We start from the raw sequence: 18,275 nt of genomic DNA, 5'->3' as shown, positions 1-18,275 counted from the left end.
AAAAATATCACTAATATTATAGCAAAACTATCAAACTATTTTGAAGTATTTCTTAATCAATTATATCCCCTTATTACTATCCCCCTAAGTCGATAATACTTTAATTTATAAGATTTACTATCCAACGTAATAGTAGAAATGCAACTGAACTCAATAAACCGAAAATAAGACTAAATAATAGTGCACCTCTAAAAAAAAGGCATAAATATCGTGGAAAGCGTTTGACCCCATCTTTTTCCATCTTATTATCTAAATCAGCAATTCTTGTGGCTGTAACAATTGTCGCACAAAAAAAGGCAGCCGTTAAAACATATATAACAAAATGTACAGCTATTAATATTACTAAAGTAGTTTCACTTGTAATAACTGCTATTATTATTGAGGTTAGACCAGACACTAAAAAACCTTTTAACGGATTTATACAATTATTCCATATATTTCCAAATTTAAACACTACAACAGGACGTTCTTTTACTAAATATAAAATAAAATATCCTAATAAAACTAAAAGTAAAACAAAAATCAAATTATCTTTGTTCTTATCAAGCTTTGAATTAACCATATAATAAACAATAACACTGGGTATAATCGCTGCTGCTAATTCAAAAATAAACATGAAAACATTTAGCAGTCCTATTTTTGCATTATTCTTTATTCTAGCTATTCTCTCTTCCTTTTTTCTATCTCTACTGTTCTTTTTTTGTACACCCTTTTTTCCGTCACTTCTCATTTATATTTTTCTCCATTGCATGATGTTAACTAAAATCTATTCCCTATATACTCTAAATAATAAATACTAAGTATGCAACAAACTGATGCAAAAAAAGGAATTAATACTATCTGTTTGAAAAGAATTCATTACAATACAGATTTTTATCTAGAGCTGCTTCATCTGAAACATGATAGCCCTCTTCATTTTCATAAGAATAGAATTGAACTGGTTCTGTGTCTCCGATTTAAGGTGCGATTTAGGCAAGCCTTGGTGGCTTGCAGCACCGTGTGATCCAAGGAGCTCGTAGAGACCTGCAGCGTAGCTGCTTCTTGGAATGGTCACATTATATTCATAAGCTGACCGTATAATAAGCACTGTTGTATTGTTAAAACCCAGCGAAAGACATTAAAAATATGAATAGAAATCTCAAGCGAATTGCATATAATAATCTGATCCAATTTATTGATGATGTCGGTGAAAGTGAACGCGATAAAGAAATTATCAAATTAGGATTGTCAGGACTTTCTGCCACTGAAATTGCTAAACGTTTTAATTTATCTAGATCAAGAATCTCTGCCATCTATTGGCAATTTTGTGTGCGATGTGGTGAGGCTCACGGTGTGCTCTACCATGAAGATTCGCCACCAGAACCTTCTAAAATCTACTACGACGAACGAGAACATAAGGCGGAATTAGCTAAAAAGAAAGCTAAAAAATGAATAAGTAAAAAGAAAAAAGCCGCTTAATTGCGGCTCTTTCTATCGGCCAAAACCTCTATTGTGATGAGATATTTCATTTTCATCATGGTTGGACGGAAACAAAGATAATATTTTGTAATATAATTGAAGAGCTGCAATCTACCTACTTTTTGTGTATCTTATTTATCAATTTGTGATAAGCAATCTTTAATAAGTCAGAAATAATATCTGTTATTAAACCTTCCAAAATAGTTATAAGTATATTAGTCATGTTATTTACTCCTTTTATAAGCTGGATGTATTTAACATGGCTTTTATTCTGTTTAAATTTTTCACACAAATTTTCTATATACCACTATTAAAAAAGGACGAGCATTTGATTGCTATATTAATGGGCTTTTTTTAGTGCCAAAATTGTCACTATATGGTTATTAACATAAATAGTACTATTTAATTTAATAAAACATAGAATGGAGATAATGTTAAATGAACAATATGGAAATGGATGATATGGAAATGAACGAGATGAAAATGAAGGATATGGAACTACTTGAAGAAATAAGAAATACTGATGGAGTGAAGAATGCTGATATAGATTATGAGAGTGGAAGAGTAAGAATAGAATTTGACTTAAAGAAAGGATTATATGGGATTTTAAGTAGTCCAAGTTTTATAGTATTGCATGATAAGGAAACACTAAATTCGATGAAAATGCTAAATGGTAATAATGCTAAATTATTATATTTGATGATGAAGGATAATATGAGATGTGGAAGATTTGAATTTACAGTGCCTGCCGATGAAATGGAAGACTTATTTTTTTTAGAAGATTGTTATGATTATCTGAATCCTGTAAGTATAGATAGATATGATATATATGCTATAAGAATTAATTCAAGTTTGAAGGATACGTTTATTGAAAATATAGAGGAGATATGTGAACGAGCTTATTTTAAAGAAATAGGAAATCTAAATAATCAAGATTTTAAAGTGATAAAAAAAGCCTGTAAGAATAAAAAAAAGAGTTTAAACTATTGGGATATTGTTAAAAGATCTATGGAAGAAGCAAGTGTAGTAAATGAAAGATTATGGAATCTTTTTAGCATAGGGATTCTTAGAATGGATTATTAAAAATTATTCATCAGGTGTGAATAGAATTACATCGGGAATATCAATATTAAGTCTGTTACATATATCATCTAAAGTATTCATAGTAATGCTTCTATTATGTCGTAAGCTATCTAATGTTCCATGACTAAAACCGTATTTTTTTTCTAGGTCATATTGGCTAATGGATAATGTTTGAATAGTTTTCCAAAATGGATCGTAAGTTATCATTTCACACCTCTTACTTAAAAGAGTAAGATAAAAACGTAGAAAAACATATGGCCGAAAAACCGGCCATATGTTGTAAAATAAAAGTGTGCCATTTTTGTCACTATTAATAGGCTTTATAAGGGCTTAAAATTAATGATGGAGGCAATTATGAAAAATAATATAAAGAAATTGCGGCAAGAACGTGGTTTATCACAAAGACAAGTCGCAGATGATTTAGAAATTCCAATTAGGTCATATATACGCTATGAAAAAGGACAGACCGACAATTTGCAGTTCTTTTGTAAAATAGCCGAGTATTTGATGGTCGATATTAATGATTTAATTGATGGAGAAGAATCTATGGAGAATAATAATGCAAACAGTAATAATGAATTTGAGTGATATAGATATTTCAGATATGATCCCGCCACGCAAGAGAAAACTTAAGTTTTATCAAGATTACAAAGATAATATGGGGATTGAGGCATTAATAGAAACTAATAGTATTGTTGTTAATCAGAATAACAAAATTATAGATGGCTATTGCACATATGTGATATTAAGTGAGCAACCTAATCCAAAAGAGAAAACAAGCGTATTAGTCTCGACTTCAAATTCTACTAAAAAGGTCATACGGGGAAGGATAATAAAAAAGCAAAATATAGCTTATTCAAAAGAATATGAATGGAAGTATGAATTGAAGAGCCCAGTAAAACCTGGTGATATTGTCCTATCAGAAGTAAACGATAAGATTGCAAAAATATTAGTCACAGAAGTAATCACTAAAGACCCATCAGAGGTCATGTGTACAAAACGAGCAATAAAAAAATATAATAAAATGTTACCCGCATAAAAATATATGCGGGTATTGTTATATAATGCTATAATACATATGATTATATTATTTGAAAAACAAACTATGTTGCATAGAATTAATGATTATTCGACTTTGAAACAATGAGGAAAGATGGGTACAAAAAAAAATAAAAATGAATTGACTGAAAAGTGCCAGTTGATTAAATCATATATGTTGGAGAGAAAACAATATAACTATTATGTTATTTTATCTTTATATGAATTATCTGTTGGTGAGCTAAATGATATATTAAATCTTAAGAAAAAAGACTTAACATTAACACGTGGAACAAGCGAGCATTTATTATTTCTACATAATACAAAGGGATGCTTTGTAATTGAGGATGATAAACTATATAATTTATTGCTTAGGTTAATATATCCTAGAACAAAAGGCGTCTATTTATTTGTAGATAAAAATGACAATATTATAAAACAATCTTCTTTTTCTGCATTTGTGACTAGAGCAAAAAAAGAGTTAGGGATAACAGATTTTGTTTTAAAAGATATTAGGTATAAAATAAAGATAGAAACTTTAGTTGAAGAAACCTACCATGAATCAAATTCAGCGCGAAGACTTTTGAAATATTGTGAACTAATATTAAATAGTGTTTTAGAAAAGAAGGATGAAATAGGGGAGCAAGAATCAAAAAAATTAATAGAGGCATGTAAAACAATAGAAGATATTGTTAAAAGCTTATAAAAAGTAGCACAAAGAAAGTGCTACTTTTTTTGTTGACAAAAAGAAAGAAAATAATTATTCTAAAAACACGCAATGCAATGCAATGCAATGCGCAATAGGTGAGATTATGACTGAAGATGAAATATGGATATTAATACAGGAAATAGCAGGGCTCAGCGATAGGGAAATCGAGAGAATACGGGGGATTCTTGATGAGATACATTTGGATCAAAAAGACAATTAATAATATGCACTTTGAGCTCATAAAACTTGAATCAGAAGATAGTATGATTGGATATTATTCCGTTGCAAATTCATTTCTAGGAATAAGAAAAACCAGTAATAGAAGAAAGGGATTTGATTATTCAGAATATCTTCATACTATTGTCCACTTCCTTAATTATTTATTAACTGAAGAAGAGTTCTTTTTTGAGAGTGATTACAGAAAAATAGAGCTATCAATGGCACAAAGATATATAGATTACTATTGTGATAAAAGGTCCAAAGATGGTGATGAGATCAGTAATCAAGCAAGAAAAATGATTAGAAATAGGATAAGTGAATTCTTACAAAATATGAAAAATAGTAATGCGTGTGATAATTTGAAAGAGCATTACATCACAAGAATGAATTCTAATGATTGGAAGGAATATGAATTAACATATTATAAGAAAACCTCAAAAGATGGTGTTATAGTAATTCGAAAGGTGCCAGATTTTTTTATAGTGGAATTATTGGAGCAGGCAAGGTTACATGACATTGATTGTTACATGCTTATAGCCCTACAAATATTAGCAGGTTTGCGTCCGTCAGAGGCATGTAACGTCAGGTCAAGTAAATCTATATATGGAGCAGGTTACGAAATAACAAAGCGAATAGATGAAAGCATAGAACCAATTGATATACGAATTGATTTAAAGAAACCTAGTACTCAAAGATATTTAAGAAAAGATGGAGTAAAAGTGGGGGGGATAAAGCGACCAAGAACTGTTCCAATTCACCCCGCATTTGTGAAACAACTTGCGGAATTAATAGAATCGTATGAGTTAATTACACAGGGGAGAATAAGGGAGGCAACTGGTCCATTAGTAACAAATAAAACTTTATCAGATGGCTGGAATAAGGCAATTACATATACAAGTTATGAAAAAAAATTCAAAAAGATTTGTGAATTGTACGTATTTCCAATTTTATGGGAACGTGGTGGCATAGAGAGGGAATATGTTTCACTCCTTCAGAAAAACTTTTATGGACCTCATATGTTGAGAGAGTTTTTCTCATGTGAACTAGTAAGAATGGGATGTTCCTGGGATGAGGTAATGAAATATCGAGGCGATAAAGGAGAAAAATCAGCAATTACATACGTATTAAAGGGCGGAGTGTTCGACGATGCGATAAATTATGGAAAAAATAAGATTTCAAAAGATATCTTAAATACTGAGGATATAGGGAGTATAGATGAAACTTCAACAGCAAGAACCAGTATATTACCGTTTAGGGTCTAAGGTAATAAACAAATTAGATGAATTTGAAATTAATGGAATAGAAATTGATTTAGAACGAAGAATAGTTAAAGTCAATTCATCAATTCAAGAAAAAATATCTAATTGGGAGAAACAACATATATCTATTAATACATTACTTTATGCAAAAGGATTATCTAAAGAAGAAAAGTCCAAAGTAAAAAGAAGATTATCGTCATTAGAACAAAATGATTGGCAAAGTTTATTTTTTAAAGATAAATACATTGATATTAAAGATATAGACGCAGCTAATAAGATTATAGAAAAAGTTAAAGAAGTTGAAGCAAAAGAAAATGCAAGTGTCCAAATTAAAGAGATACCTAGAAAAAAAGTAAAAAAAATATTAGGTAGTCTTTCTTACTCAGAATTAGAGTCAAAATATAACGAGCATAGTGAATATGTAAGTTTAAAATATTTACTCGGTGAATATGAGGTAGAAGAAAATGTTAGATTAACAAATGTTTTAAGAAAGGAGTATATCGAGCTTGTAAAGGATACAAATAATTGGAATGACAAAATATTATTAGGCGAAGAAGCTTTAATAAAAAATGCAAAAAAACATGATGTACTTGTACGTAGCTTGAACAAAAAAGAACTAGAAAATTTTCTTAAGACTAATCTGAAGCGTTTGCCAAAAGATAATTATGAATACATTTGGAGACAAGTGGATATAAATATCTCAATGGCTATAAGTAAAACACTAGCTGTAAAAAGTGGGGGACCAATTAATTCTAGAACACTAAATTTAATAGCATTATTTGCAAAATTAGATAAGAAAGCATCATCGATTACAGATAGTGAAGTATACGAAATAAGAAATGAATGTACGAATAGAAGAACATATTTAGATGTAAGAAAATGTTTACATAATCTTAGTGAAATAATTGGTCGAGAGAATACAAATTATAGTCTAAACACAATTGATATAAGAGCGTTTAAAAAGAGTATCTCAACTAGAGAAGAAAAAGAACCATATACATATGATCAATTTATTAGACTAGGACAAATGTTATTTGATTTAGATTATATAAAGCATTCGAGCATTATAGAGAAAGCATTAAATAATGATGGTGCTGCTCAAGTCTTATTGTATATGGCGATGCATTATGTATGTGCATGGCGAAGAGGCTCTATACTAAATTTAAAGGGGCCGTTGATATTAGAAATTGATGATTATATTAGGGATATCAAGGCAGGGATATATGAGAGCGAACGGTATAGACAAGTCTGGTTACAAATTGAAAGAGTACTCTACTTATACGAGCTTGCAGAAAAAAATAATGGTCAATTAATCACAATGTGCCCTGAAGAGTTTAGGAATGTCATGGGACTATACATTTTATTAGTGTTTTACCATAAAGAAAAATCAGGTAGAAAAAAGCTCTTAACGAATGAAGTCCAAAAAAAAAGTAATTACATTTATTTATATGGTTCAGATTATGATTTAGCTATAGGACCAGAACCTTTTGGAAGTAGGCGAATGAATAAAGAGCTATTACTTGTTTATTGTAATGCTGCAAACGAAGTTTTAGGAACATCTATAAGAACATTACCAGAGATGGTGGCTGCCTATATTCGAGGACATAAGTTAGATTATGAACATGGTCAGAAAACAATATTTCATTACATTCCGCATTTGTCTGATGGATATACAGTAGATGAGATAGCTGAGGGGCTTTTCTTAGTAGGTACGCTTGGTCATTACAAAAATGCGTTAGCCAAAATGTTACAGTCTGATTATAAAAATTTGGATTTTATGCAACGATGTACTCGGATAGATGAAATGAATATTGAACCAGCAAAAATTGAAATGCAAATAGAAGCAATTAGCTTATTGAATGCATCAGTTTCAAAAGTAGGGTTCAATAGAAAGTATGATTCATTTATCAAGAGGCTGATGGATGATAATAATGCAAACGAAAAAAGTGTTAGATGCCTTTATGAGGCATTAACGGGTAGAAGAAATCCTAATTGTATAGGAAAAGAAGGGTGCTTCAATTGTGGTGAAAAGACACCAGAGCATGAGTATCTATGTAAGTATGGAATATATTCTTGGCAATATATATATAACCTTTTATATAGAGTCAACAAAATAAAAGAAAGACAAAAAAGAACAGTAGAATTATTGGGGCAAATAGATAATCGTTCTAATGAATATTTTGTCGTTATTAATACCATCAAAATACAACAAGAAAAAATAGAATACATAGATAATTGTATCTTTGATTTCATTGATTCTATACCAATTGAATTGAAACTAAGAGAATACTTGATTGAACTATATGAAAAGGATGGAATAAATTATGCTATGCCGGACATACGCAAACTCACATATTCCAAATGAAAGAGTGGATTTAGATATAACATCATCGGATTCGGATTATCCGTTTGAGGTTATTTTTGATGAGCAAAAAAAACGAGGTATTCATCTTTGTAGTTTTGATGATATGAATTGGACTTTAACGGATAAATATGATCAAGTAAGCATTAATTATTTTAATGTCTCTGTGGGAATAAGAGATTTGACCAGAAATGAAACTATAAAGATCTTAAAAAAATATTGTATTGGGTTAGTTGATGATAGGGTTTTAGCAAGTGTAAGAGAAATAATAAACGGATTAATAAGAATAATAAATTCAACTAATGGTCTAATTGAAAAAAGCAAAGAAATAATTACAGAAAATGAGGCAAGAGATTATGCAAGTTTTTTAGATCTATTTGTAGAAGAGGTTGATGAATTATTAAACATATCTAATGTGGATGAGTCAAATGGAAAACCTAGGGAATTAGCATTTGATTTTTGGACGTACTATGTATTTGATTTTGAAATTAAAGATTTTTGGAATAATGCAAACGACAACGAAAAAATAATCTATGGTCCACTCTATCTGTTTTGGATAATTTGTGGAGTTATACCATCAAGAACTAGAGCTTTTTGCTTGTTACCAAGAAGACCATTGATACAAAAAAAAGACGGTTATTATCTTAGAATAAGACAATCTGCAAGAAAGAGGCAAAACCGAATAATAACTAATAATGTAGATATAGATTATCCAATATCATTATATAAAGTTACAGAAGAAATTGCAGCAATTGTAAAAGAGTATGAAGCATTGGTTAAGGATGACTATGGTGATTATTCTGAGGATAGATTTTTCTGTAATAATTCATTGAATAAGATATTAAATACAAAATGGTCAGATTGCTTTAAAGCATATCATCTGGAAAGAATAAAAGAGATGTTTTGCGGAAAACTAATGAGCGAAAAGGGATATGAGCTTGTTTCATTTGATGAGGAAAAGAGCAATCTTCAATACACAAAGAATAAATGGTTTTCTGATTGGCGATTAGGAGATCTACGACATCTATCTATGATAAATATGATTGTTATGGGAATATCACCTTCGGTAATAATGGAATTTGCAGGTCATGACTCAATTTCATCTTCATGTCATTATTACAACAATAGCATTAATATGAATAAATCGCGGCTTATGTCGTTAGCATATCGTAATGGCAGAAAATTTATTAAAAAGAATAAATATTGGAATAGTGAAGAGCGTATTCAAGTAATTGGAGGATACTGTCATTGTGATGACATTTCTAAATGTGCAAGTGAAAATGGCTGTGAGATTGGGTGTGAATACTTTGAACCAAATAAGAAGAGTGAAATTGATAAAGAAGCGGAACTTCAATTCGAAATAGATAAAAAAGTTGAGGATTTGAAGAAATTCATTGAACTTGGAAATAAAACAAATGCGGTAAAAGCAATTCGAACAATTCAAGATTATACAAAAAAAAGTGAGGAGTTATATGGGGAGACCGACGAAATATAGTGATAAAGAATTAGAAGATCTTACTCAACATATTATCGATAAAATTGATGCTCATGGTTTATATTTGCCGGAAATTAGAAGAGCAGATATAGTTCGTGAAGCAAAGCTGATTTATCCGGGGTTTACCAGAGATGATGCAGAAAAAGAACCTGTAAAAAAAGTATTACGAGAGTATGAAAAGAAAAGGAAATTATATATTGCAGAGAAAATACCACAAGAAGATTTGATATTAGTAAAAAGTTTTAATGCCAAAAAGTTTATTTTTGAAAACAGGATAAAAGGTGAGACATCACAAATTGTTCTATATGAACTTGAAGAATTCATTAATAAGGCGCGAGAGGTTGTCTTGAAGAATAAACAAAGATTAGATGAGGCAAATACGCGTATTATTCAGCTAATGGATAGTAATAGTAATTTTGAAAAATATTTAACTAAAGAAAAGCAGAATGATAAAGAACGTATAAAAATGCTTGAAGAGGAGCTAGAAAAGTATAAGACAGCTTTTCAGGAGTTAGATGATATGGCGGCTCAAATAGTATTAAAAGAAAATAATTTGATCAATATTCGATTGAATGAGAATCCTAGAGCAAGAGCCATGACTTATTTATCTGATGAGAATATCAAAAAAGAACGAATAGAACGATTAAAAAGAGGCAATGGCAATGGAAAGGAGTAAATCTTTTTCAATAGAAGTGTTTGGCGAATTAGCTATGTTTACAACACCACAAAGTAAGCTCTCTTGTGAGCGAATCTCGTATCCTATGCCGACCTATTCATCATTGGTTGGTATACTTGAACGAGTTTACTATAAGCCAGGCATCAAATGGGTTGTTGAAAAATGTAGAGTATTATCACCTATAGATTATGAGCGAATATCAATACTTTCTCCGAGTTTTAAATTTACTGGATATGAAAAAAGGATGAGATATGTTTATCTGTATCTGAAAAAACCAAGGTATCAGATTCAAGCCCATTATGAAAAAGATAATCATTTTTATGGGCGTCCTGATTATCATTTGGGTCATGATAAACGCATAGAAGGAGCAATACAATATGGTGGGCGAGATATGATTCGATTGGGGAGTGGGAATTGTGTGGGATACTACAAAGGCTGCGAGTTTGGCTCTGGTGAAGGATATTACGATACTATTTCTGATATAGAGCCAGTTTATATGTTTTATGAATTTATAAAATCACAAAAAACAAATGAAATAAAAAAAGCAGGTTTTTGGTTTCAAGAAATGAAAAATGGAATTATTGAATTTGATAATCGTCGTGTGTGCTATAGGGAGTGGAAGAAATCTTGATTGTTAATTTGCTTGCAAGACTTGGAAGAGGCATGAATAGTAGACCAAATGAGATAAAAATACCATTTGGATGTAGTGTGTTATATGCAGATTTTAATGTGGTTATTGATGATGATGGAAAGCTACTTGCAGTGGAAAATGTAAAAAGAGAGGATTCCAAAACCATCAATCCTATTGCATTAATTGATGGAGTACCATCTGAAGCATTCTCAGGTAAATATATTAAACCTCATTTATTTTATTTGCAAAATAGAATGTTAATTACTGAGTCAAAAGAAATATATTTGCAGGGATTAAAAGACTTTTATGACTATATGCCTAATAAATATATAGGTGCGATAATATCTTTTGTCGAGTCGAATGCAAAACTAGATATTGAAAAAGAGGATGCTGTTATAAGATTTGTAGTTTTGGATAAGTTGACAGAAAAACGTGTTGAGCTATGGAAAGAAAAAGAAATAGTGAGGCAAGCTTCTTCATATATATGGGATAGGATTAGTCAAAACGCACGACATTGTGATGTTATTGGGGACAAAGCAAGCGGTGAAATGACTAGCTGTATTAAGCTTAGAACAGGTTCCCCTATAAAAACAAATCTTATGCCATCGACGGCATATAATCTTTATTATCATGGAAGATATGAGGATAGTGATACTGTAAAAATAGCACTTTCAACTGATTTGGAATGTATGCAGGCATATTATAATATTAAGCAGCAATATACGCCAAAGGGATACAGTAGGTGGTTTTATTTTGGGACTGATGATGGTAGTCCAATTGCACCAATAGATTTGAGCATTAAAGGGTTTGAATTATTTTACAAACTAGATGCAAAAGATGATTTATTCATTGAAAAACTATATAAAGCTATAGAAAAAAGAGCTAGTGGCAGAGGAATTATATATCTGGAATTTGATGCGATTAATAAAGGTCGAGTTTCAACATATAATGCTTTTAGTTATGGAATCAAAGAATCAAAGGATATCATTCAAGCAATAAAGAATTGGATAGAAATATCAATAAAAAATGATGATAAGGGGGTTTATCAATTATTAAAACCGAAAAACATTGTTGATCTGATTGCAGGAAAAGAAACAGTAATAATAAATGAATTGTATTCAAAATTTTTTAAAAGCGTAATAACAAAAAAATATAAAGAGATTTTAGACTGGTATGTAAAGTTGCCTAACAATCCAGATCCTTATAATGTATATGAATTAAGCCAATTATATCCATTTGTTAAGGGGAGTATAAATATGGAAAATATAAGAAAAACGAATGAGTACAAGTTGGGAGAGCTATATGCGTGGGCATGTCTCGCTGAGAAAAAATACAATTATAGAAAGGAAACTAATTATACTGTTATACAAGATTATAAAGATGTATTCTTTCGTAGACCGGATTTAAATTGGGCGAGAATAAGACAATTAATTGATGAATATATAAAAGATGATTATAGAGATTATTCGAAAATAATGCTAAACATCCAAATAATATCAAATGAGCTGAGTAAATCGAATGGATTTAATAATAGAGCTTTGGGGGGAAAAGCATTGATAGCTATGGATTGCGTGTTTGGTAAGTATTGGGAAGATATACGAAAAAAGGAGAATGGAACAGATGAATAACTTTCGATTTTTATTAATATTTGATGTATTTATGGCTAATCCTAATGGAGATCCATTATATGGAACTCCAAGATTATTGAGCGATAATAGGTGCATGATAACTGATAAATGTATAAAACATAAAATTAGACATGTTCTTTATGAAGATGGTCATAAATTATTACACTTTACAGAGAATGATGAAACTGTTGTACAAAAATTAAATTATAACAAAAAGGATGATATATCAGAAATTGAAGAGCGAGCACGTAAGTTTATTGATTATAGGTTGTTTGGTGCTTGTGATTTATCTGGCAAATTAATGTTAAAAGCTACAGGACCAATAACAATTGAAAATCCTGTTACATATAATCCAGTAATAATACAAGATGTAAGAACAAATCGTTCATATGCAATCGATAAAAACGACGATGGAACGAATGAAGGTTCAGGATACAATAATCGAGCTAGTTTTGTTGAATACGGATTATTTGGAGCTTATGGGGGATTAAACATAAAAGCTGCTTCAAAGACAGGTTGCACAGAACGAGATATATATTCATTAAAAAATGCTTTAGCAAGAATATTTGATAATGATGCAGCTACTGCAAGACCTCATGGAAGTATGAATGTAAGAAAGATTATATGTTGGGAGTGGGATGAAAAGGAAAGACATTCAGACATGGAAATAAAGGATTTAGTAGAAATCAAATTGAAGGATGAGCAATTAATGATTCCCTCAAAGTATGAGGACTATGAAATATTAATAAAACATATTGAAGGGATTCAAACTGAGATAATAATTTAAAAATAATTACTTTCTATTATTTGCAATTCTATTAAGATAAATTTGACCTTTTACTAGTACTAAGAATTGCTAGGTATTAAATAAGTACATCTTCACAAACTGCGCCGCCATACTTTTACTAGTACTAAGAATTGCCAGGTATTAAAATCCAATTCTAAATATATCCTTATTGATTATTTTTCAGTATTATTCAAAATGGATAGGATTAAAACTATATGGAATTTGTTATACATATGTATTTAGTATAGAACTACATAGAATTGAAGTTATTAAAAAGTTATATAAAATGAATATTGAAGATTAATTGTTATAAATAATATATTTATATAAAATGATAGAAAGTATTTATATAAGCTCCTCATGGGTGAGGAGCTGTTTTTTTAACTATGAAATAATTAGAAAAACGAGGATTATACTTTTTTGAAAAACTATATTTCCACCCTTATCGCGGGCATCTGGAACAAAAAATCATCTCGATTATCTCGAAGCTAAGTACCATATTAATATCGTACGACTAAAAGCAAAAAAACCTATTCCTTTAGCAGTAAAGGAGTTTGGTGTACCACTAATAAGCAAGAATGTATCTGAGTATATAATGAGATTACAAAGATACGACTTTAAATGGGAAGATGAACCTCTAGAAGTCTTACTAGATAAGTACTGTAAGAAACTTACAGTAGCAGACATAGTAGCTAACAGAGAAAACCCTGACGAAGAAACCCTTTCACTTGATAGATGGGTAGAATACAACGGTAATTATTATTATGGTTGTGTATCTGCACTTATGTGGTGGTGTAATGCGAAATACAATGATGGGAAGCCTTCAAAATTTGATATAAATCATAATCCTTATTTAAAGGAGTTCATAGTATCAAAAGGTGGCATTGATTTCCCAGTCGCAAATAAATGTTGTAAATATGCGAAAAAAGATGTCATCAAAGAGGCAATTCATCAAATGAATTTTGACCTATCTATAAGTGGTACAAGACGAGCTGAAGGTGGAGCCAGAGCCGATGCTTATAAAAGCTGTTTAAGCGAATACGGCGATAAAGACAAAGTAGATCAGTATAGACCTATCTTCTGGTATTCCAATCAAGATAAAGCTGAATACAATGAGTTCTGTGGAATTACAAACTCTGTACTATACTCAGTCTACAAAATGCCCAGAACTGGCTGCTGTGGTTGTCCGATGGCACTAAATCTTGAAAAAGAGATAGAAACATTTGAAACATACGAACCACAATTATACAAGGCTATGAATTTTGTATTTGGTAAGTCTTATGAATTTACAAGAGAATATCGAGAATTTCAAAAGCAACAACGTGCAAAAAAACGAGAAGAGAAAAAGAAGCGTAGCAATTATTATCAATATAATCTATTTGATTATTTAGATATAGCAAGTTAATAAATGGAGAAACAATGGAAAAAGACATTATATTTGATTTTAAATTTACTTTAAACACTATCAATGAGCATTTAATCAAATGGTGTAGAGAACACGGAATCGATTGGTTTTGCGGTCATCTAGGCGGTATATTCGCTAATGTAAAAGGTGGCAAAGTATATTACCAATTAGTGCCTGAATTTCAAACTGAAAGCGGTAAATTTGCCGTATCAGTTGACTACGCATCATATGAATTTAAATGCTAATATCGTCATTTAAGAAAACGACTCCTACATAAGGAGTAACCCGATAGGGAACTATTAACCAGCTCCCTTCGGGGAGCTTTTTATTATGGAGGAATTATTATGAGTACATGTTGTTCAACAGACATTACTATTAATGCTTATACAGACGAGCAAAAGAAAGGATTAGAGTATATTGCTAAGATGTTAAAAGACCAATGGCTAACATCTAGCATAGAATCGCCAAAAGGGTGGCTTGGACATATTATTATCAATTCGGGTATTGGAGTATACAGAGACGGATTTGTCTATGATAAAAAAGGTACGAAAATCGGTTGTAGAGGTCATATTTGTAGCTATGACTGGAATGGCGAACAACTAACCATTTCAGATGATGATGCAAACGGCCCATACATTAATATGTGGGCTCGTATTCGTGATAAATATGCATCTGGAGCAGAGCTTATCTATTCTGCTCAGGTGGATTGTGCGGATATCAGGACCAATGATGTAACTCTTACAGGGTTGTATTTTATTGATATATGGGATAACAACTCAACTACAGAGGCAGGAAAAAAACTTTCATGCGATACGTACTTCGAGTTGCCTAAAGAAAAAGCCATTAAGATGCTGAATGACTACTTTAATACAACTTTTGATGATATTGAAAGTGTAAGAGAACTTGCAGAAGACAGTGATGATTTAGCACTTCATGAGTATATATATGATGATACTGATGAAGAATGTCTTGCACTGAATAATGCTGCTAACTAAATCTCCAACTGGAGACGCCCATACTAGAGGGAAGAAAAACAAAACTATCCTTCTCTAGTAGGGGGTAGTTTTCATATGGAGGATAATATGCAAGTTATTAATTTTAAAAATCTAGAGGATAAATCAGACAATCTTATTATTGATTGTTTCGCAGGTGGCGGTGGTGCTTCCGTGGGAATAGAAATGGCAACAGGAAGAGAAGTTGACATTGCAATTAATCACGATCCTGGTGCCATAAAAATGCATATGGCTAACCATCCCGATACACTTCATTTAACCGAGGATATTTTTAAGGTAGACTTAGTTAAATATGTAGCTGGTAGACATGTTGCCTTAATGTGGTCGAGTCCTTCATGCACTCATTTTAGTCGTGCTAGAGGCGGCGTACCACTGAGCAATCAATTAAGAATCCTTCCATGGTCTGTTTATAAACATGCTAAAGCCATTGAGCCAGATGTAATCATCATGGAAAACGTTCCTGAAATACAAACCTGGGGACCGTTAGATGAAAATGGACAGCCAATCAAAGAACGATTAGGCGAGGAATATAATCGATTCATCAATGCAATGAAAGAAATTGGATATGAAGTAGAATCTAAAGAATTAGTTGCTGCAGATTATGGTGCTCCAACTATCCGAAAAAGATGGTTTGCTATCTTTAGAAAAGATGGAAAACCTATTGTTTGGCCAGAAGCATCACATGATGAATATGGCTTTGGCAATAAAGCAAGATGGATTGAAGCTAAAAGCGTGATAGATTGTAAAAATATTGGACTTTCTATACATGCTAGAAAGAAACCACTTGCAGAAAAGACTATGAACAGAATCCATAGAGGAATAGATAAATTTATCTATAACAATCCTAATCCCTGTAGAACAGTTGTCTTAAACCCAACTACTAAGAGGAAGGCAACAGCATATCAATTCATTATGGAATATTACGGACAGGGAGTTGGTTCTGATTTACATGCTCCACTACATACTATTGTTACTAAGGATAGATTTGCTCTTATTAGTGCTATTCTAAAAAATGGAAAAGTAGAAGATATATTTCTTCGTATGCTAACTCCAGAAGAATTAAAAATGGCACAAGGTTTTCCGTCAGATTATATTATTAATCGAGATATTACTTGGAAACCAATAACGGCTAAAGATCAGGTCCTTAGAATTGGAAACTCTGTTTGTCCAATTATGGCAAAAGTCATTGTAGAGGCTAATTTGCCAGAATTAAAGGGAGTAAGAAAACCAAATATAAATGTCAAAGAAACCGAAACAGGACAGATGGCATTTGCTTAAAACTAAATAGCTCCAATTGAGCATCCCATGTCAGAGGGTAGAAAAATAAACCGACTATCCTTGCAATGACAGGGATAGTCTCATTATTTGGAGGTGTGAATTGTGATAGATATAAAGCAACTAATAGAAGTTATTTTCTTCAAGAAAAAATTAATTTCAAATCTTTGTGGACATTATGGCGAGCCTGAAGGTGTGGCAAAGCACTTAAAAGGTATTACAAGAGAACTGCCAATATTAACATTATTTCTAATAGACGACATCGCTTGTTTTGAAGAACAAGCTAGGCAAGAGTATATAGACTATATTGAATCTAAAGATAATAAATATCTAAAAGACGATGCAGGCTGTAGAAATTGTCCCATGGGCAACGGAGAAGGAGGATGTACAGCTCCTTGCTGCGAATATTGTTAATGAAGGAAATAGTCTAATGAGAGTGATTGAAAATAATGAAAGATATTGAAAGAAGTTATAATGCATTACAATCTGTATTAAATGCTATAGTTGATCAAGAATTCGATATCAATACCGAAGGTAATAATTTGGATTGGGATGGACTAACTGATACAGATTATAAGCTTATAAACAAACTATCTAAAATGATAAAAACTAAATAGCTCCGAAAGAGCCACCCGTGTCAGAGGGTAGAAAGATTAATTCGACTATCCTACTGACACGGGTAGTCTATTGGCTGAAGAAAATGACAAAGAATAAAGCTTATCAATGGTTATCACAGCCTGGCGTAAAGGCAATCGTTGTGGGAAGATTCGATAGAGACACAAATGAGGCAATAGAAGTTGCCATTGACAGTCTTGCCGATAGAAAGGTTGAACCTATTGCGAATAGAACTATTGTTGAAACTTCAATAGTCTGCATGGAAGCCTACTATAAACTAATCAGTGAAGGAGAACTAGATCCAGAATCTGTTGTTAGAGAAAACGAAGAATTAGATTTATTTTAAGTTGATAATATAAGAATAATTAGGAAAACAGATAAAGCTTGAATTTAAAGGGTTTTATTTAGAATATATAGTTTTTTATTTAAAAAGCAAGAGATATAATATGAAAAATAAAATTAGAAAAAACCAGATGAATGAAATGAAGGCTTTAGTATATATAAAAGGGATATGATAAAATCATTATCACATAGTTAGAGAGAGGGAATGCATCACTTTGTGATGTATTTTTTTATTGTAAAAAGAGTGCTTAGAAATGTGACTATTACAATGTTTTATCAA

The 18,275-nt window shown here is 31.3% G+C and carries 21 protein-coding genes; 19 read left to right on the top strand and 2 right to left on the bottom strand.

Features of this window, described 5'->3' with window-relative positions:
• Nucleotides 1-100: 100 nt before the first annotated feature.
• Entirely contained in the window at nt 101-730 is a 630-nt protein-coding gene (locus tag T375_RS07050; RefSeq protein WP_044936615.1) for a hypothetical protein, read from the bottom strand.
• A gap of 395 nt (nt 731-1,125) precedes the next feature.
• Here T375_RS07050 and T375_RS07045 point away from each other — a divergent pair, with 395 nt between their 5' ends.
• Both T375_RS07045 and T375_RS07040 read left to right on the top strand, forming a co-directional pair.
• Entirely contained in the window at nt 1,126-1,431 is a 306-nt protein-coding gene (locus T375_RS07045) for a helix-turn-helix domain-containing protein (protein ID WP_044936613.1), read from the top strand.
• A 465-nt stretch (nt 1,432-1,896) separates the two neighbouring features.
• Nucleotides 1,897-2,541 (top strand): hypothetical protein, encoded by a 645-nt coding sequence (locus tag T375_RS07040; protein ID WP_044936610.1) that lies wholly within the window; start codon nt 1,897-1,899, stop codon nt 2,539-2,541.
• A 3-nt stretch (nt 2,542-2,544) separates the two neighbouring features.
• On the opposite strand, the gene T375_RS07035 is transcribed toward T375_RS07040, so the two are convergent.
• On the bottom strand, nt 2,545-2,748 hold the full coding sequence (locus T375_RS07035; RefSeq protein ID WP_044936608.1) for a helix-turn-helix domain-containing protein: 204 nt from the start codon (nt 2,746-2,748) through the stop codon (nt 2,545-2,547).
• Between the two features lie 147 nt (nt 2,749-2,895).
• Between T375_RS07035 and T375_RS07030 the strand changes: the two genes are divergently transcribed.
• The 17 genes from T375_RS07030 to T375_RS06955 all read left to right on the top strand — a co-directional run bounded on the left by T375_RS07030 (nt 2,896) and on the right by T375_RS06955 (nt 17,999).
• On the top strand, nt 2,896-3,129 hold the full coding sequence (locus T375_RS07030) for a helix-turn-helix transcriptional regulator (protein WP_044936605.1): 234 nt from the start codon (nt 2,896-2,898) through the stop codon (nt 3,127-3,129).
• Nucleotides 3,101-3,580, top strand: coding sequence for a hypothetical protein (locus T375_RS07025; protein WP_044936603.1), 480 nt, complete (start codon nt 3,101-3,103; stop codon nt 3,578-3,580). The genes T375_RS07030 and T375_RS07025 overlap by 29 nt, the downstream gene beginning before the upstream one ends.
• Before the next feature lie 114 nt (nt 3,581-3,694).
• Nucleotides 3,695-4,285, top strand: a complete 591-nt coding sequence (locus T375_RS07020; protein WP_044936600.1) for a site-specific integrase — start codon at nt 3,695-3,697, stop codon at nt 4,283-4,285.
• A gap of 191 nt (nt 4,286-4,476) precedes the next feature.
• Nucleotides 4,477-5,769: a site-specific integrase gene (locus T375_RS07015; protein WP_044936597.1), complete on the top strand. Its 1,293-nt coding sequence runs from the start codon at nt 4,477-4,479 to the stop codon at nt 5,767-5,769.
• Nucleotides 5,723-8,131: a hypothetical protein gene (locus tag T375_RS07010; protein WP_044936594.1), complete on the top strand. Its 2,409-nt coding sequence runs from the start codon at nt 5,723-5,725 to the stop codon at nt 8,129-8,131. The genes T375_RS07015 and T375_RS07010 overlap by 47 nt, the downstream gene beginning before the upstream one ends.
• On the top strand, nt 8,091-9,623 hold the full coding sequence (locus T375_RS07005; RefSeq protein WP_044936591.1) for a hypothetical protein: 1,533 nt from the start codon (nt 8,091-8,093) through the stop codon (nt 9,621-9,623). Before T375_RS07010 ends, T375_RS07005 begins: the two co-directional genes overlap by 41 nt.
• Nucleotides 9,601-10,299 carry a hypothetical protein gene (locus T375_RS07000; protein WP_044936588.1) on the top strand — a complete coding sequence of 233 codons (699 nt, stop codon included), beginning with the start codon at nt 9,601-9,603 and terminating at the stop codon, nt 10,297-10,299. Before T375_RS07005 ends, T375_RS07000 begins: the two co-directional genes overlap by 23 nt.
• Nucleotides 10,286-10,930 (top strand): type I-C CRISPR-associated protein Cas5c, encoded by a 645-nt coding sequence (cas5c, locus tag T375_RS06995; protein ID WP_044936585.1) that lies wholly within the window; start codon nt 10,286-10,288, stop codon nt 10,928-10,930. Before T375_RS07000 ends, cas5c begins: the two co-directional genes overlap by 14 nt.
• Nucleotides 10,927-12,558 (top strand): type I-C CRISPR-associated protein Cas8c/Csd1, encoded by a 1,632-nt coding sequence (locus tag T375_RS06990; protein WP_044936582.1) that lies wholly within the window; start codon nt 10,927-10,929, stop codon nt 12,556-12,558. The genes cas5c and T375_RS06990 overlap by 4 nt, the downstream gene beginning before the upstream one ends.
• A complete protein-coding gene (locus T375_RS06985; protein WP_081821993.1) occupies nt 12,542-13,345 on the top strand; it encodes a CRISPR-associated protein in 804 nt (267 codons plus the stop codon). Before T375_RS06990 ends, T375_RS06985 begins: the two co-directional genes overlap by 17 nt.
• A 595-nt stretch (nt 13,346-13,940) precedes the next feature.
• Complete coding sequence (locus T375_RS06980; RefSeq protein WP_049960335.1) at nt 13,941-14,750, top strand: phosphoadenosine phosphosulfate reductase domain-containing protein; 810 nt, start codon at nt 13,941-13,943, stop codon at nt 14,748-14,750.
• 14 nt (nt 14,751-14,764) lie between these two features.
• The gene (locus T375_RS06975; protein WP_044936575.1) at nt 14,765-14,995 is read left to right on the top strand and encodes a hypothetical protein; all 231 of its coding nucleotides are present in this window, start codon (nt 14,765-14,767) and stop codon (nt 14,993-14,995) included.
• A gap of 99 nt (nt 14,996-15,094) precedes the next feature.
• Nucleotides 15,095-15,745: a hypothetical protein gene (locus T375_RS06970; RefSeq protein ID WP_044936572.1), complete on the top strand. Its 651-nt coding sequence runs from the start codon at nt 15,095-15,097 to the stop codon at nt 15,743-15,745.
• A gap of 75 nt (nt 15,746-15,820) precedes the next feature.
• On the top strand, nt 15,821-17,041 hold the full coding sequence (locus tag T375_RS06965) for a DNA cytosine methyltransferase (protein ID WP_242839268.1): 1,221 nt from the start codon (nt 15,821-15,823) through the stop codon (nt 17,039-17,041).
• A gap of 102 nt (nt 17,042-17,143) precedes the next feature.
• A complete protein-coding gene (locus T375_RS06960) occupies nt 17,144-17,452 on the top strand; it encodes a hypothetical protein (protein WP_044936569.1) in 309 nt (102 codons plus the stop codon).
• Nucleotides 17,453-17,487: 35 nt separating this feature from the next.
• On the top strand, nt 17,488-17,655 hold the full coding sequence (locus T375_RS13560; RefSeq protein WP_155952452.1) for a hypothetical protein: 168 nt from the start codon (nt 17,488-17,490) through the stop codon (nt 17,653-17,655).
• An 83-nt stretch (nt 17,656-17,738) separates the two neighbouring features.
• Complete coding sequence (locus T375_RS06955; RefSeq protein WP_044936566.1) at nt 17,739-17,999, top strand: hypothetical protein; 261 nt, start codon at nt 17,739-17,741, stop codon at nt 17,997-17,999.
• Nucleotides 18,000-18,275 lie beyond the last annotated feature (276 nt).

The sequence above is a fragment of the Pseudobutyrivibrio sp. LB2011 genome (assembly GCF_000701765.1).
Classification (GTDB): domain Bacteria; phylum Bacillota; class Clostridia; order Lachnospirales; family Lachnospiraceae; genus Pseudobutyrivibrio; species Pseudobutyrivibrio ruminis.
This window is presented reverse-complemented; position numbering and strand designations above follow the sequence as displayed.